Annotated in this window: 18 protein-coding genes; 8 read left to right on the top strand and 10 right to left on the bottom strand. The window is 56.2% G+C overall.

Going from position 1 to position 15,551, the window contains the following annotated elements; all coding sequences use genetic code 11:
- The first annotated feature begins 3 nt into the window (after positions 1-3).
- Positions 4-357, top strand: a complete 354-nt coding sequence (locus tag ACR0NO_RS17625) for a YbaN family protein (RefSeq protein WP_170660972.1) — start codon at positions 4-6, stop codon at positions 355-357.
- Here ACR0NO_RS17625 and ACR0NO_RS17620 read toward each other — a convergent pair.
- From ACR0NO_RS17620 to ACR0NO_RS17590, 7 genes are all read right to left on the bottom strand, one after another.
- Entirely contained in the window at positions 347-1,243 is an 897-nt protein-coding gene (locus ACR0NO_RS17620) for a ParB/RepB/Spo0J family partition protein (protein ID WP_480724905.1), read from the bottom strand. The genes ACR0NO_RS17625 and ACR0NO_RS17620 overlap by 11 nt on opposite strands.
- Before the next feature lie 20 nt (positions 1,244-1,263).
- Positions 1,264-2,067 (bottom strand): ParA family protein, encoded by an 804-nt coding sequence (locus tag ACR0NO_RS17615; RefSeq protein WP_170380205.1) that lies wholly within the window; start codon positions 2,065-2,067, stop codon positions 1,264-1,266.
- Positions 2,060-2,671: a 16S rRNA (guanine(527)-N(7))-methyltransferase RsmG gene (rsmG, locus tag ACR0NO_RS17610; RefSeq protein WP_480724904.1), complete on the bottom strand. Its 612-nt coding sequence runs from the start codon at positions 2,669-2,671 to the stop codon at positions 2,060-2,062. Before rsmG ends, ACR0NO_RS17615 begins: the two co-directional genes overlap by 8 nt.
- Positions 2,668-4,536 carry a tRNA uridine-5-carboxymethylaminomethyl(34) synthesis enzyme MnmG gene (gene mnmG / locus ACR0NO_RS17605; protein ID WP_480724903.1) on the bottom strand — a complete coding sequence of 623 codons (1,869 nt, stop codon included), beginning with the start codon at positions 4,534-4,536 and terminating at the stop codon, positions 2,668-2,670. The genes rsmG and mnmG overlap by 4 nt, the downstream gene beginning before the upstream one ends.
- Positions 4,537-4,548: 12 nt before the next feature.
- A complete protein-coding gene (gene mnmE / locus ACR0NO_RS17600; protein WP_480724902.1) occupies positions 4,549-5,835 on the bottom strand; it encodes a tRNA uridine-5-carboxymethylaminomethyl(34) synthesis GTPase MnmE in 1,287 nt (428 codons plus the stop codon).
- 30 nt (positions 5,836-5,865) lie between these two features.
- The gene (rho, locus tag ACR0NO_RS17595; protein ID WP_170462843.1) at positions 5,866-7,137 is read right to left on the bottom strand and encodes a transcription termination factor Rho; all 1,272 of its coding nucleotides are present in this window, start codon (positions 7,135-7,137) and stop codon (positions 5,866-5,868) included.
- A 135-nt stretch (positions 7,138-7,272) separates the two neighbouring features.
- On the bottom strand, positions 7,273-7,722 hold the full coding sequence (locus ACR0NO_RS17590; protein WP_480724901.1) for a CopD family protein: 450 nt from the start codon (positions 7,720-7,722) through the stop codon (positions 7,273-7,275).
- Positions 7,723-8,126: 404 nt separating this feature from the next.
- On the opposite strand from ACR0NO_RS17590, the gene ACR0NO_RS17585 reads away from it, so the two are divergent.
- Genes ACR0NO_RS17585 through dnaQ form a run of 4 tightly spaced genes read left to right on the top strand, consistent with a single transcriptional unit; the run spans position 8,127 to position 10,861 of the window.
- Positions 8,127-8,726, top strand: coding sequence for a Maf family protein (locus tag ACR0NO_RS17585; RefSeq protein ID WP_480724900.1), 600 nt, complete (start codon positions 8,127-8,129; stop codon positions 8,724-8,726).
- Entirely contained in the window at positions 8,723-9,556 is an 834-nt protein-coding gene (locus ACR0NO_RS17580; RefSeq protein WP_480724899.1) for a shikimate dehydrogenase, read from the top strand. The genes ACR0NO_RS17585 and ACR0NO_RS17580 overlap by 4 nt, the downstream gene beginning before the upstream one ends.
- Complete coding sequence (coaE, locus tag ACR0NO_RS17575) at positions 9,553-10,146, top strand: dephospho-CoA kinase (protein ID WP_480724898.1); 594 nt, start codon at positions 9,553-9,555, stop codon at positions 10,144-10,146. Before ACR0NO_RS17580 ends, coaE begins: the two co-directional genes overlap by 4 nt.
- On the top strand, positions 10,139-10,861 hold the full coding sequence (gene dnaQ, locus ACR0NO_RS17570; RefSeq protein WP_480724897.1) for a DNA polymerase III subunit epsilon: 723 nt from the start codon (positions 10,139-10,141) through the stop codon (positions 10,859-10,861). The genes coaE and dnaQ overlap by 8 nt, the downstream gene beginning before the upstream one ends.
- 25 nt (positions 10,862-10,886) lie before the next feature.
- Here dnaQ and secB read toward each other — a convergent pair whose 3' ends face one another.
- Together secB and ACR0NO_RS17560 are read right to left on the bottom strand one after the other, a co-directional pair.
- Complete coding sequence (secB, locus tag ACR0NO_RS17565; RefSeq protein WP_170380195.1) at positions 10,887-11,396, bottom strand: protein-export chaperone SecB; 510 nt, start codon at positions 11,394-11,396, stop codon at positions 10,887-10,889.
- A 54-nt stretch (positions 11,397-11,450) separates the two neighbouring features.
- Positions 11,451-11,951, bottom strand: a complete 501-nt coding sequence (locus ACR0NO_RS17560) for an FxsA family protein (protein ID WP_480724896.1) — start codon at positions 11,949-11,951, stop codon at positions 11,451-11,453.
- A 108-nt stretch (positions 11,952-12,059) separates the two neighbouring features.
- Here ACR0NO_RS17560 and ACR0NO_RS17555 point away from each other — a divergent pair, with 108 nt between their 5' ends.
- The 3 genes from ACR0NO_RS17555 to ACR0NO_RS17545 are packed head-to-tail and all read left to right on the top strand — an operon-like array spanning position 12,060 to position 14,340.
- Entirely contained in the window at positions 12,060-12,719 is a 660-nt protein-coding gene (locus ACR0NO_RS17555) for a Tim44/TimA family putative adaptor protein (RefSeq protein ID WP_170380193.1), read from the top strand.
- Positions 12,716-13,753, top strand: coding sequence for a murein transglycosylase A (gene mltA, locus ACR0NO_RS17550; protein WP_480724895.1), 1,038 nt, complete (start codon positions 12,716-12,718; stop codon positions 13,751-13,753). Before ACR0NO_RS17555 ends, mltA begins: the two co-directional genes overlap by 4 nt.
- A complete protein-coding gene (locus ACR0NO_RS17545; RefSeq protein WP_480724894.1) occupies positions 13,753-14,340 on the top strand; it encodes a Smr/MutS family protein in 588 nt (195 codons plus the stop codon). Before mltA ends, ACR0NO_RS17545 begins: the two co-directional genes overlap by 1 nt.
- A gap of 52 nt (positions 14,341-14,392) precedes the next feature.
- Here the strand turns inward: ACR0NO_RS17545 and ACR0NO_RS17540 are convergent, their stop codons facing one another.
- The gene (locus ACR0NO_RS17540; RefSeq protein ID WP_480672962.1) at positions 14,393-15,421 is read right to left on the bottom strand and encodes an alpha/beta hydrolase; all 1,029 of its coding nucleotides are present in this window, start codon (positions 15,419-15,421) and stop codon (positions 14,393-14,395) included.
- Between the last annotated feature and the right edge of the window lie 130 nt (positions 15,422-15,551).

The following is a 15,551-nucleotide window of genomic DNA, read 5'->3' as shown; positions in this document are numbered from 1 at the left end:
CCGATGCAGTACCTTTGGGCCGGTCTTGGTTTGCTCTGCGTCGCGCTTGCCATGGTCGGAGTGGTTTTGCCCCTACTCCCAACCGTTCCCTTTCTGCTGCTGGCGGCGTTTTTCTTTGCCCGCTCATCGTCCCGGCTTCACAATTGGCTTCTAACACATCAGGTGTTTGGTCCGATGATTATCGATTGGCAAAGCTCCGGTGCGATCCGCCCGAGCGCAAAAAAGGCGGCCACCGTGTCGGTCGCCGCCGTATTTGGCATCTCGGTTCTGCTGTCTTTACCGTCCTACGTCCTGATTATTCAGGCCGTGGTTCTGAGCGGCGTCATGATCTTTATCTGGACCCGCCCTAACGGCTGAGCTTAGCGCAAAGATCGTCCAACTGATCCAGGTTTTCATAGGTCAATACAACTTGGCCCGATTCTGTCCCGGCCTTGTGATTGATCGAAACCTTCATCGCCAAGATGGCTGAGAGGTCTTTCTCCAACGCGCGGGTATCTGCATCTTTACCTGCGTTCAGATCCCGTGTCCTCGGTGCGGGCCGATCTCCTGTATCCTGCTGTTGCTTTTTCACCAGGGCTTCTGTGGCTCGCACCGAAAGCCCCTCTTTCACGACCTGCTTGGCCAGCTCGGATGGATTCTCGGCTGTGATCAAAGCTCGTGCATGGCCCGCGGACAATTTCCCTTCGATCACAAGGGCTTGCACATCCATCGGTAGAGATAAAAGCCGCAAGAGGTTAGCGATATGGCTGCGACTTTTACCCAAAGCCTCGGCCAGTTTCTCCTGCGTGTGGCCGAAACGATCCATGAGCTGCTTGTAACCAGCCGCTTCTTCGACGGAATTGAGGTCCGCCCGTTGGATATTCTCGATAATCGCGACTTCCAGAACTTCGGTATCATCAAAGTCACGAATAATAACTGGAATATCATGCAGTTGCGCCATTTGCGCAGCGCGCCAACGACGTTCCCCCGCGACGATTTCATACTCTCCAGCACCGATCGACCGCACGATCAACGGCTGAATGATTCCCTTTTCCTTGACCGAGGACGCCAACTCGTCCAACTGCTCAGGCTGGAATGTCCGGCGAGGCTGGTTCGGGTTCGCCTTCAGCTTTTCGATGGGAACCGTCATGTCCGGCCGGCGCGGCTCGGCCGGTGAGCGCCCATCGGTTTCCTGCGTGACATCCGCCATAAGGGCCGAAAGACCGCGGCCAAGACCCCTGGGTTTCGCTTTTTTGGCGCTCATGTCGCCCTCCTCATTGTCGCTTAAGCGGCGACTTTGTTGTTCTTGTGCATGACTTCGCGGGCCAGATGACGATATGCCATCGCCCCAAGCGAGCCCGAGTCATATTGCAAAACTGGCAACGCGTAAGACGGTGCCTCACTGACCCGCACATTTCTGGGTATCTTGGTCTTAAAAACCATCTCACCCAAATTGTCACGTGCGTCTTTCTCGACCTGACGGGACAAGTTGTTGCGGTTATCATACATAGTCAACACAATACCTTCGATTCTCAGATCTGGATTCGCAGTTTGGCGAACCTCTCGGATCGTCAGCATCAATTGAGATAAACCCTCCAGAGCAAAGAATTCACTCTGCAATGGAACGAGAACCGAATGCGAGGCTACCATCGCGTTCACCGTCAGCAGGTTCAAGGACGGTGGGCAGTCAATCAAGACGAAATCCAGCTCGAATCCATCTATTGAGGTTTGTCGCAACGCGTCATGCAATAAGTAGCTGCGTTTTTCGTTTGAAATGAGTTCGATATCCGCCGAACTCAGATCGACAGTGGCCGGAATGACGAAAAGACCACCTATCTCTGTCTCTTGTATGACCGCCTCTAGCGGTGCGTCGTCCAAAATAAGATCATAAGTGGTCCAATCTCGGTCTTCGACACCCAATCCAGTCGACGCGTTGCCCTGCGGATCGAGATCAACAACCAGAACCCGGCAGCCAGCTTCGGCCAAACCCGCAGCCAGATTTATCGCCGTCGTAGTTTTCCCAACTCCGCCCTTCTGATTGGCAACCGCAATTATCCGGGGCCCTGAAGGACGAGAAAGATCAACCACGAGATACTCCTTTGATTTTAAGGATTACGGCTTGGGGCTCTGTTAAACTTGTAATCGGCTCAACATCGAATTTCCATTCTTCCTGAGCCTCTGACAGTTCTTTTTTCCAGTTCGCGCCTTTCGGCAACAAAGCAGTACCGTTCTCGCTTAAATGCCTGTCACAAAAGGACAATAATGTGCGCAGATCTGCCAAAGCACGGGCCGATAGAATATCAGCTTCAAGTGGATCAACGGATTCGATTCGTTTTGAAATAACCTGACACGTCACCCCACATTCACGTGCAACGTTCCTCAGGAATGCTGATTTTCTCTGATCACTTTCGACGAATTGGAAACGGGTGTTTGGCGACTCTTCCAGTGCCATAATCGCACACACCATCCCCGGAAATCCGCCTCCGGCTCCGATATCAACCCATGTGTTTGCGGTGGTTGCACATCGGAATACCTGGACGGAATCCAGAATATGTCGATCCCAGATATCCTCCAGACTGTTTCTTGAAACCAAGTTGATCTTGGCATTCCAGCGTTTCACCAGCTCTACATACGTATCCAGCCGGTCGAATGTTTCACGTGAAACATCAAACTTGGAAAATTCAGGCTTCATGCTTGTTTAACTTTTTGATCACGCCGAAGTTTTGCCAAAACCAAGGTCAAGGCCGCGGGTGTAACACCTTCTACCCTACTGGCCTGAGCAATATTTCCGGGTTTTGCCTGAGACAGCTTTTGCTTCATTTCAGATGAAAGCCCATCCAAAGCAAAATAGTCGAAATCCCTGGGAATCTGATAGGCTTCGTCCCTCTTCATCGCTTCGACATCCCGCTGCTGCCGTGCGATGTAGTTTGCGTATAACGCATCCCTAGCGACCTGAAGCCGGATTTCTGGCGTCACCGTGTCCAGTTCGGGTATCAAGGGGAGCAGGTCCTCAAAAGCCACATCCGGAAAAGCCAAAATCGCCATTCCATCACGCCTATTCCCATCCTGATTGACATTGATACCGGCGGCCAAAACCTCTTTTGGCGTATAGGTTCTATCGCTCAGAAGAGATTTCGCGTCGCTCAATTGATCCATCTTTTTTGTGAAAGCGTGTCGGCGCCTGCTTCCAACGCAACCCAACTGCAATCCAATAGGCGTCAAACGCTGATCTGCATTATCTGCTCGAAGTGACAATCTGAACTCTGCACGAGAGGTGAACATCCGATACGGTTCTGCAACGCCACGGGTGGTAAGATCATCTATCATAACACCGATATAGCTATCGGCGCGGGTGAAATGGATCGGTTCCCGACCCTGAACAGCCAAAGCCGCATTGAGGCCAGCAACCATACCCTGGGCGGCAGCCTCCTCATATCCTGTGGTTCCGTTTATCTGACCCGCTAGATATAGGCCTGGAATCTCGGGCAAGGCCAAAGAAGCTGATAAGACACGGGGGTCTACATAGTCGTACTCGATGGCATAACCGGGTTGCAGAATATCAGCATTCTCCAGACCTTTGATCGAACGAACATATTGCAGCTGCACATCCTGCGGCAGAGACGTTGAAATACCGTTGGGGTATATAGTGTGATCATTCACCCCTTCGGGCTCAAGGAAGATCTGATGCGAATCTTTCTCTGCAAACCGAACAATCTTGTCTTCGATTGAAGGGCAATATCTTGGGCCGACTCCATCTATGTGGCCGCCATACATTGCTGACTTGCTTAGGTTTTTTTCAATAATTTCATGTGTCCGAGCGTTCGTATGCGTAATCCCACACGAAATCTGAGGCGCAACAACCGACGTCGACAGGAAGGAAAACAAGGTTGGTTCGTCGTCGCCGTCCTGACGTTCCAACCCTGACCAGTCTATTGTGCGCCCATTCAGCCTCGGTGGGGTTCCCGTTTTCAAACGTCCAGTCGGAAGGTCATGCGAGTCCAAGCGCTCCGCCAATTTGACGGAAGGGCGATCTCCCATGCGACCTCCGGGTCGTGAGACATCTCCGATGTGAATCACACCTCGAAGGAACGTACCTGATGTAAGAATGACTGACTTTGCCGAGATTTCTGACCCGTCGCCCAACCTAACGCCGGCTACTCGATCCTGATTCATCAGAAAGTCTACGACTTCGCCAACAATAACAGATAGGTTTTCTTGCCTATCCGTTTCCTTTTGCATCGCTGCTCGGTAAAGCGCCCTGTCCGCTTGCGTCCTTGGGCCTTGAACCGCTGGCCCTTTTCGGCGGTTTAGCAGCCGGAACTGGATCCCTGCTTGGTCTGCAACACGTCCCATGACGCCGTCCAAAGCATCTATCTCGCGAACCAAGTGGCCTTTACCCAATCCTCCGATTGCAGGATTACAGGACATTACACCGATATCTGCGGCAGATAGCGTGACCAATGCTGTCGAAACACCCATTCGGGCTGCAGCATGCGCAGCCTCGGTGCCCGCGTGCCCCGCGCCAATGACGACTACATCGAAGTCTGAATGTTTCACGTGAAACACTCCCTATTTTCCCAAACAGAAGCTCGAGAATATTTCATCTAACAGATCCTCAACGCCTATTCTGCCCACCAAAGATTCAAGTGCACGGATCGCAGTGCGCATCTCTTCTGCTGCTATATCATACAGGTCTGGACCCGATTCCAGAACCGACATTGCCGCAGTCAGAGCTTCCAAAGCTTTAATCAAAGCAGTACGATGACGTTCTCGTGTCGCAATACCATGACTAGTGGTACGATCACTTAGTACACGCGATATGTTGAAGATAAGTTGATCAATCCCCTGACCCGTTTTCCCGGAAACCCCACCGTCTTCTGAGTTTCGAAGGTCCGCTTTCGGTGCCACCTGAATATCATCTGGCTGAATATCAACACCAAGATTCAACGGGTCGTCAGAAAGAAAAACACGCAAATCAGCAGATTCAGCGCGTTTCTTAGCCAATGCGATACCAAGGCTTTCAACGTGGTCGTCCGTATCACGCAGCCCGGCAGTGTCCAGTAGTGTCACTGGGAGTCCTGCCAGATCCATACGAACCTCGATGACATCACGCGTTGTCCCGGCATATTCTGATGTTATCGCGGCATCTCGACCTGCCAGAGCATTCAGCAAGGTGGACTTGCCCGCGTTGGGAAGGCCGACGATTGCAACTTCAAAGCCGGTTCTGATGCGTTCCGCGATCTGAACGCCATCTGCTTCGCGCTTCAAATCAGCCATAACGCCCGAGATCAGGTCGCGCACCTCAGGGGTAACGTCGGTTGGAACCTCTTCATCAGCAAAGTCGATCACTGCCTCCAACAGAGAGGCAGCGCGGATCAGGTCCCTCCTCCATCGCTCGGCCAGGTTTCCCAACTCACCAGCGAGAATCGTTTGCGCCTGTTTGCGTTGGGCTTCCGTCTCGGCGTCGATCAAATCGGCAAGGCCTTCGACCTGGGCCAAATCCATCTTGCCGTTTTCCAACGCTCGGCGGGTGAACTCTCCGGGTTCGGCAAGGCGCAGACCGTTCGTGTCCGACAAGCAGCGCATGACGGCATTGACCGAGGCCGTACTTCCGTGAATCTGCAGCTCAGCCACATCTTCACCGGTGAAGCTGGCGGGAGCCTTGAAAGTCAACACCAACCCATCATCGAGACGAGCCCCGTCAGCATCCCGCAAAGTCCGCAAAGACATCCCACGCGCCGGAAGGACGCGGCCGCTCATCCCAGCCGCCGCACGATGCGCGTCAGGACCAGAGAGGCGGATGACCGCCACACCGGCTTTGCCTTGCGCGCTGGCCAAGGCGAATATCGTATCCATTCGAAGGCCTCGCTTGGATTAAGACCTGTGTCAGGTGTTCATCGAATCGAAGAACTCGCCGTTGGTCTTCGTCTGTTTCAACTTGGACAACAGGAACTCGATTGCGTCGGTGGTGCCCATCGGGTTGAGGATGCGGCGCAGAACAAAGGTCTTCGCCAGATCGCCCTTGTCGACCAGAAGGTCCTCTTTCCGCGTACCGGACTTAAGGATGTCAATCGCCGGAAATACGCGCTTGTCTGCGATCTTCCGATCCAGAACGATTTCCGAGTTACCCGTGCCTTTGAATTCTTCGAAGATGACTTCGTCCATCCGGCTGCCGGTATCGATCAGCGCGGTGGCGATGATGGTCAGCGAGCCACCCTCTTCGATGTTCCGCGCCGCACCAAAGAACCGCTTGGGCCGTTGCAGAGCATTCGCGTCCACACCACCGGTTAGAACTTTACCCGAGGATGGGACCACAGTGTTAAATGCTCTACCAAGTCTTGTGATCGAGTCGAGGAGAATAACAACATCTCGTTTATGTTCAACCAAACGCTTGGCTTTTTCGATCACCATCTCGGACACGGCGACGTGGCGCGTTGCAGGTTCATCGAAGGTCGAGGACACGACCTCACCCTTCACCGAGCGCTGCATGTCGGTCACCTCTTCCGGGCGTTCGTCGATCAGCAGGACGATCAAGTAGCACTCCGGGTGGTTCTGTTCGATCGAGTGCGCGATATTCTGCAGGATCACCGTCTTACCGGTCCGCGGAGGTGCCACGATCAGCGACCGCTGGCCTTTACCGATGGGTGAGACCAGGTCGATCACACGGGCCGACTTGTCCTTGATGGTTGGGTCCTCGATCTCCATCTTCAGGCGCTCATCCGGATAGAGCGGCGTCAGGTTGTCGAACAGGATTTTGTGCTTGGCCTTCTCAGGATCTTCAAAGTTGATCTTGGTGACCTTCGTCAGCGCAAAGTAGCGCTCGCTATCGTCGGGCGCTTTGATTTCGCCTTCAACGGTGTCACCGGTCCGCAGCGAATGCTGGCGGATCATGTCAGGCGAGACATAGATGTCGTCCGGACCCGGCAGATAGTTCGCCTCAGGCGAGCGCAGGAAGCCGAAGCCGTCTTGCAGGACTTCCAGAACGCCATCACCGCCAACGGTCCAGCCCTCATCCGCGCGTTCGCGCAGAATCTGGAACATCATCTCGCCTTTACGCATGGTCGAGGCGTTTTCGATCTCCAGCTCTTCGGCCATTGCCAGAAGGTCTTTGGGGCTTTTGGCTTTCAGGTCGGCCAGATTCAGGGATTCATTGGACATGATGCATACCTTCACCGCGGATTGCGGTTCGAAGTGGAATTTCAGTACGGAAAAGACGCCGCCCGGACGGGCGTGTTGACTCCTACATAGTTGTGTCAATCTGCGGAGTCAAACAGGCCCTTGCTGGAACGGCCCTCAGAACTTCAGAATGACCGCGAGAACGATGATAACCATCAGAACGGTCGGAACCTCGTTCATCATGCGATACTGCCGCCCAGTGAGCTTATTTCGCCCCTCAGCGAAATCTTTGCGGCGGGCCATCAGCCAATGATGAAACCAGGTCATGCCAATCACGGCTGCGCCTTTGAGCCAGGGCCATGCAAAATCCCAGCCGACGATACCCGGCGTGAACACCATGATCAGACCACAAACCCAGGCCACGATCATCGCGGGGCGCATGATCACGCGCAGCAGCTTCTCTTCCATTTCAAAGAAGATAGTCTCGGCCCCGTTAACCGCTTGCGCTTTTTCTACGTGATAGACGAACAGACGAGGAAGGTAGAACAGTCCTGCCATCCACGAAATCACCGCCATGATATGAAGGGACTTCACCCACGGGTAAATCGTGAAAAGAAGATCAGTCATCTTGGCTCCGGGTGCTTCTCGGAACTCTCCCTAATAAAAAAATAAGAAAGAAGAAAGGAAGATGGTTTTGTAGGGTAGGTAAAATCCGTGGATTACTTTTTTACCCATTGGTTTTCCCCAAGTGGACAGTTTTGCACGAGATTTGAGCGATTCTGTGAATTTCAAAAATAATCAAATTAAAACATATAGTTAGTTCTGAATTCCGAGGATGTATCTGGGGATAACACCTTGAATAAATCCAGATTTCCCGGTTATCCGCTGTTTCGAAGTTATCCTTACCCCGGCTGGATGATGTTTGAGCGACTCAGGGAAGTTTCTCGCGAAATTCCCGGGCTTGCGTGTCAATCTGAAAACCATACAAAGCGTCCAAGACCGCTCAACGATTTGCCCACGGGGTTGTCCACATGTCTGTCCCCATCGTCCTGGCCTCAGGATCCTCCATTCGCGCGCAGTTGCTGGAAAATGCAGGCGTGCCTTTCTCTGTTCAGATCGCCCGCGTGGACGAGGATAGCATAAAGCGCGCCTTGCTGACTGAGGGCGCCTCGCCGCGTGATATTGCCGATGCGCTGGCGGAAATGAAAGCGCGCAAGGTGAGTGACAAAACACCCGGAGCGATGGTGCTGGGCTGCGATCAGGTGCTGGATTTCGATGGGCAGCTGTTGTCGAAACCTCAGACGCCCGAGGATGCCTTTGCCCAGTTGAAGATGATGCGGGGCAAGCGGCACATGCTGCTCTCCGCAGCGGTGATTTATCAGGACGGAGAGCCGATCTGGCGCCATGTCGGTCAGGTGCGCCTGCGGATGCGGATGAGCTCGGATGCCTACCTGCGAGACTATGTCGACCGCAACTGGGACAGCATCCGCCACGCGGTGGGTGCATATAAGCTCGAGGAAGAAGGCGTCCGCCTGTTCGCCACCATTGACGGTGATTACTTTAACGTTTTGGGTATGCCACTGTTGGAGCTGCTCAACTATCTGGCTGTCAAAGGGGTGATTGATCAATGACGGACCACAAGATTCCTCTGGCCGGAGTGATCGGGCACCCGGTGGGCCATTCCCGCTCGCCCAAATTGCATGGGCACTGGCTGAAGACCTACGGGCTAGAGGGGCACTACGTCCCCATGGACGTCGCCCCGGCTGATCTGGAGACCGTCCTGCGCACCCTGCCCAAGGCCGGTTTTGTGGGAACAAACGTGACGGTACCGCATAAAGAGGCTGCCTTGCGTATTGCAGACCACGTCTCAGACCGGGCGACCGTGATCGGGGCCGCGAATACGCTGGTATTCCGCGAGGATGGCTCGATCCATGCGGACAACACCGATGGGTATGGGTTCATGGAGAACCTGCGTGCCGGCGCACCGGATTGGAACGCCAAGGATGGCCCCGCCGTGGTCTTTGGTGCAGGCGGAGCGGCACGCGCGGTGTTGCAAGCGCTGGCGGATGCAGGTGTGCCCGAGATTCTGCTGACCAACCGCACCCGCGCCCGTGCCGATCATCTGAAAGAAGAATTTGGCCAGCGCATCACAGTTGTGGATTGGGTGCAGGCCGGCAACGTGATCGAGAACGCGGAACTTGTTGTGAACACGACATCTCTAGGCATGCAGGGCCAGCCTGAGCTGCGGGTGCCATTGGATGGGTTGCAGCCGGGCGTGGTGGTGACCGATCTTGTCTACGCGCCGCTCAAGACCAACCTGTTGGAAACGGCGGAAGAAGCCGGATGCACCGTGGTCGATGGGCTGGGCATGTTGCTGCATCAGGCAGTTCCGGGCTTTGAACGTTGGTTCGGCCTGCGCCCGGAGGTCAATGACGATTTGCGCGCGGCCGTTCTGGCATGAGGTTTGCGCTTGGTCTGACAGGCTCGATCGGGATGGGCAAAAGCACCACGGCGCAGATGTTCGTCGATGAAGGCTGCGCGCTTTGGGATGCGGATGCGGCGGTGCATCGTCTCTATGCCAAAGGTGGCGCGGCAGTTGGGCCGATGGGTGAGGGTTTTCCGTCGGCTGTCGTGGAAGGCGCAGTTAGCCGCGACGCTTTAAAACGGATTATTTCCGAAGACAGTTCTGCGTTGAAACAGATTGAGGCGATCGTTCATCCTCTGGTCGCCGCAGATCGCGCCGCGTTTCGCGAAAGTGCCGCGGCCGATATTCTGGTGTTCGACATCCCCCTTCTGTTCGAAACGGGCGGTGATGCCGCGATGGATGCGGTCGCCTGCGTTCGGGTATCGGCTGACGAACAAAAACGCCGGGTGATGGAACGCGGCACGATGTCCGAGGCGCAGTTTGAGCAAATCCGCGCCAAGCAGATGCCGAATGACGAGAAATGTGCGCGCTCGGACTATGTGATAGACACCGACACACTGGACCATGCCCGCGCGCAGGTGCAGGATGTGGTCAGACAGATACGGGCGGGGATGGCTGATGCGTGAGATTGTACTCGATACCGAAACCACGGGCTTTGATCCTGAAAGCGGTGACCGGATTGTCGAGATCGGCGCGGTTGAGCTGTGGAACCATGTGGCCACGGGCGAGACCTATCATGTCTATATCAACCCGGAACGCGGTATGCCGGAAGAGGCGTTTGGCGTACATGGCATCGGTCCCGACCTGCTGGAAACCCCGCGCCCACCCGAAAAGGGCGAGGTTACGCTGAAAGACAAACCGGTTTTTGCCAAGGTCGGTCAAGGGTTTCGCGAGTTTGTCGGCGACGCGAAACTGGTGATCCACAACGCTTCCTTCGACATGAAGTTCCTGAACGCCGAGCTGAAATGGATGGGCCTGCCACCGATTCCGATGGACCAGGCGCTCGATACACTCGCCATCGCGCGCAAACGGTTTCCGGGCTCTCCGGCATCGTTGGATGCGCTGTGCCGGCGGTTCAATATCGACAACTTGAACCGGGTGCTGCACGGCGCGCTTTTGGACTCGGAGATCCTGGCCGAGGTCTATCTTGAGCTGATCGGAGGACGCCAACCGGATTTCGGCCTGTCCACTTCCGCCGCGTCCGGCGCGGGGGGTGCAGATGACTGGCGTCCGACACCGCGCACAACGCCTCTGCCATCCCGGATCACCGAGGATGAGCGCGCAGCGCATGAGGCATTTGTCGAGAAACTGGGCGCAAGCGCCCTGTGGACCCGCGCCTGATCCGGTCAGGCACGGGTCAAGGGATTTAGGCGTCGGTCTGCTCGGCCTGTTCCGCCTGAGCGGCCTGACGGCGCATCAGCTCGTTGCGGTAAAGTGCAACGAAATCAATGTTGTCCAGATTCACCGGCGGATAGCCACCGTCACGAGTGACGTCGCTTACGATACGGCGCAGGAACGGGAACAGCATGCGCGGGCATTCGATCATCAGGAACGGGTGCAGCTGATCTTCTGGCACGCCTTCCACGTGGAACAGCCCGCAATAGTCCAGCTCGCACAGGAACAGGACATCGTCCATGCCTTTGGCTTTCGAGGTCAGCTTCAGCTTGATTGAAACTTCGTACTGATGCTCGACCTGACGCTTTTTCGCGTCCAGGTTCACCTGAACCTGAATCTCGGGCTGTACGTCACCGGACACGCCTTTTTGCGCCATGACGTTTTCAAAGGACATATCGCGAATGAACTGTCCCAGAACGCGCATCTGAACCTGAGGGGCGGCTTGGGCCGCAGTGTTTTCTGCAGCGTTTTCTTCGGCCATGGATCTACTCCAAAAATGAAATTCGACACTGCTTAGCAAGTTGCGCGCGGCACCTCAATGCTGGTGGGGGCCTTCCACCCATTTAGACGGTTTCGAGGGGTCCTTGCGCGGGCGAACCTCGGTAAACTCGCCGTCAATCACGTCGCCCTGATCAAACGGTTCGCGCGGTTGTTGAAAGCCCGCGCCGGGCCCCATCTGGAACTGGGTCACGGTCACCTTGGACTTCAGATAGCGGAAAACCGCGATCCGCACGCCGGGGATTAACAGTGCAAACCCAACGGCATCGGTGAAAAAACCAGGTGTCAGCAGCAACGCGCCGGACAAAAGGATCATTGCGCCATGTGCCAAGGGCTCGGTCGGGTCGTCCAGAGTGGCGAAGGATTGCTGCAATTGCCCAAGCGCCATGCGACCTTGTGTCCGTACCAATGTGGTGCCCAAAACTGCCGTCAGAACCACGATGGCAAGGGTTGGCCACAGGCCGATAAGACCGCCAACCTGAATGAACAGGGCGATCTCGAGGATCGGAACCAATAAAAATGCCAAGAACAGGTACATTTGCGTTATCCTTTACCTATGGCCGAACTGTGGACTTGCCACCAACTGTCACCTACATAGTGGCAGGAGGCCGCGTACACAAAGTCTCGGTTCTGAAAAGAGGATGAAATGAACGAACCCATGATCCAGTTGCTGGTACTGGCCGGAATTGCCGTTTTCCTGATCCTGCGTTTGAAAAGCGTGCTGGGAACGCGTGAAGGTTTCGAAAAACCCCCTGTTCCGCATCAGCCCGATGCGGGCGCGTCCCGTCGTGATTTCGAGGTGATCGAAGGCGGTCCGGATCATGACATCACCGATCACGTCCCCGAAGACAGCGAGCAAGCGCAGACCCTGGCCGCGATGAAGCGGGTTGAGCCCAGTTTCTCGGTCAGTGAATTTGTTCAGGGTGCCCGTGGCGCCTATGAGATGATCGTGATGGGTTTTGAGAAGGGCAACCTGGATGAGATCCAGCCCTTCCTTGCCGAAGATGTGTTCGAGACCTTCGTCTCGGTTGTATCCGCCCGCGAAGATCAAGGCCTGACAATCGAGGCCGAGTTTATCGGCGTGCGTGAAACTACCCTGACCGATGTATCCTTTGACAAGGATACGAATGAGGCCGAAATCACAATGAAATTCATTGGTGAGCTGACCTCGGTCGTGCGGGATCGTGGTGGTGACATCATCGAAGGCAACCCGAATACCGTGAAACGCCAAAAGGACAGCTGGACCTTTGCCCGCGTGATGGGCAAGGACGATCCAAACTGGCTGCTTGTTGCCACGGACGCATGATTGCCACGCTCCGGTCGCTTATTCTGGTGGGTGCGATGACCACTGCCAGCGCCGCCGGAGCCGAGGCGACGCGATCCGTTCTGTCGTTTGACGACTTGCAGGGCTGGGCCGAGGATGACCACGGCGCGGCCCTTTCCGTTTTTCTGAACACTTGCGGCGATCTGAACGACCCGGATTGGCGTGCGCTTTGCGGTGTCGCCCGGACCTATGAGGGGGATGCCGCGCGGTCTTTCTTTGAACTCTTCTTCCGGCCCGTTTTGGTCGAAGATGGTAAGGACGGTCTTTTTACCGGGTATTTTGAGCCAGAGCTTGACGGCTCCAGAACCCGGACGGATCGTTTCAAGTATCCGATCTACAAGATGCCGCCCGAGGCGCGGGACGGGCCGTGGCTCAGCCGGCGCGAGATCCTGACCAGCGACGTGATGCAGGGCCGCGGGCTTGAGATCGCCTGGGTCGATGACCCGGTTGAGCTGTTCTTTCTGCAAATTCAGGGCTCTGGCCGGGTGCGACTGCCGGACGGCGGTGCCTTGCGTGTGGGATATGGTGGCGCGAACGGGCAGCCCTACCGTTCCATCGGGGTTGAGCTGGTCCGGCGCGGCGCTTTGGGTGCCCATGCGGTCAGCGCGCAGATGATCCAGGCTTGGGTACGCAAGAACCCCGAAGCCGGGGCAGAGCTTTTGTTCCACAACCCATCATACGTGTTCTTTCGCGAGGTCAGCCGGGTTGCACCGGAACTGGGACCTTTGGGTGCCATGAACCGGTCGATCACGACTATGCGCAGCATCGCGGCCGATCCGGCCTATACGCCGCTCGGTGCCCCGGTTTGGGTTGAGAAAGACGGCAAGAAGCCCTTGCGCCGCCTGATGATCGCGCAGGATACTGGCGCTGCGATCAAGGGTGCGCAGCGGGCCGATATCTTCTTTGGAACGGGCGACGAGGCCGGGCAAGCTGCTGGCCGGTTGAAAGACCCCGGTCGCATGGTCGTGCTGTTGCCTATCCAACGCGCCTTTGCCATGGCGACGGATGACTACTGATGACCCGGCGCAAACTGACCAGCGATGAGATCGAGCTGTGGCGCAAGGTCGCCAAACAGGCTGAGCGGCTGCACCCCGAGATCCCTCAGACCGTGCATCCGACAACTCTGCCCAAACCCACGCCCAAGAAACTGCCAAAAGCCCGGATCGAGGCGTTCGAGTTAGGGCAGAACCAACCTTCCAAGCCTTCTTCCAATCGCTTGAAGCCGTCGATCACCGAGACGCTGCGCGCCGCCCCCGTTCAGATGGACACAAAGGCCTTTGGCCGCATGAAGCGTGGTAAGCTAAAGCCCGAGGGCAAGCTTGACCTGCACGGGATGCGGATAGACACCGCGCATCCGGCACTTGTGCGATTTGTGCTTACAGCGCAGGCGCAGGGCAAACGCCTGGTTCTGGTGATCACCGGCAAGGGAAAAGACCGCGATGAGCCAGGGCCGATCCCGACCCCGCGCGGTGTGTTGCGCAATCAGGTGCCACATTGGCTGTCCATCCCGCCTCTGGCGCAGGCGGTGATGCAGGTGACACCTGCGCATATCAGTCACGGTGGGGATGGTGCCTACTACGTCTATCTGAGACGGGTCCGCTAGGCTCAGCCCGCCGACCGAAATAGTTAGAGACCCTCTGGCAAACCCTTGAATCCTACTGAGTAGCGACCTGCGCCTGTCCGGTCTCAGACAGAACAACCTCGGTCGCACCCGAGGGGTTGCGTTGACTGTTGGGGATCAAATAGTCGATGCCCCGGCGTCGGTTTCCAAGGGTGTTTCCAACACGCCGGGCCGAACTGAGCAGCGACAGCAAGGCGGGTGAAGTTGCAGCAACGAAATGCGAGGACTCGGCATCGCTGTTGAACGCGGTCGCGTCGATCACCTCGATCGGATACTCGGCCAACGCCTCGATGGTGCTGATATTGCCCAGCCGTTCACTCCCCGGTGTACCGCGAATCCGGGCCGAGATATTCAGGATTTTGTCCTTTTGCGATATCATCACGACAAAGGGATCGGGCGGAGTTTTTATGCTGTCCATTTGCGAACGAAACACGTCAATATCTAGATCGGGCGAGATCAGGAACACGCCATCAAGGTTGCGCCGTGACCAGCCGGGGGAGCGAAGCTCGGCCTGACGCATCATCTCCATCGACAGGGCACCGCCCATAGAGTGGGCGACCAGCACAACCCGTTTCACGCCGATGGATTTCAGATCCCGGATTGTCTTCTCCAACCCGTCGCGGGCAAACAGCATGCTGTCCAGATCATAGGCATACCCTGCCCCGCGCGCCTGACTGGGCCAGGAGTAAATCAGGACCGATCCGGGAATATCCAGATCATGCGCCAACTGCGCCGCGCGAAACGCGGTCTCGGTATGGGTCGAGTTATACCCGTGCACAAAGATCGACACATCGTCCTCTCCGCGCAGCTGGTTTGCCAGCTCACGCGGTCCGGACAGGTCCGTTGTGTTGGCCAGAACAAACTGCTTTTCCGGTTTCGGATTTGCGTAAGAAAACTCCAGCGTGCCCGGCGTGCGGTTTGGCGGGATCGAGACCGTCATTTTGTGGTACTGAACCCGCTCGCCGCGATCGGCGTTGAACGTCCCGTCGGGGTTCCGCCCCCGGGTTGTGGCCGCATAGACGGTTTCTGCGGACCCCACATTCAACGCGGATGGCACTGTCACCTGCGCAGTTCTGTCGACGCAAGCGCTCAGTGTAGCAACAGCAAGAAAGGCAATACTCAAACGCAACACGGCTCAACCCTCAAAGAAACAGAGTTTGAGTCACGGTTACCAGTTTCTGGTGCAAGGTCCA

The organism is Ruegeria sp. CL3, assembly GCF_056536505.1.
The sequence above is the reverse complement of the archived record's forward strand: the minus strand, read 5'-3'. Positions and strand labels throughout refer to the sequence as shown.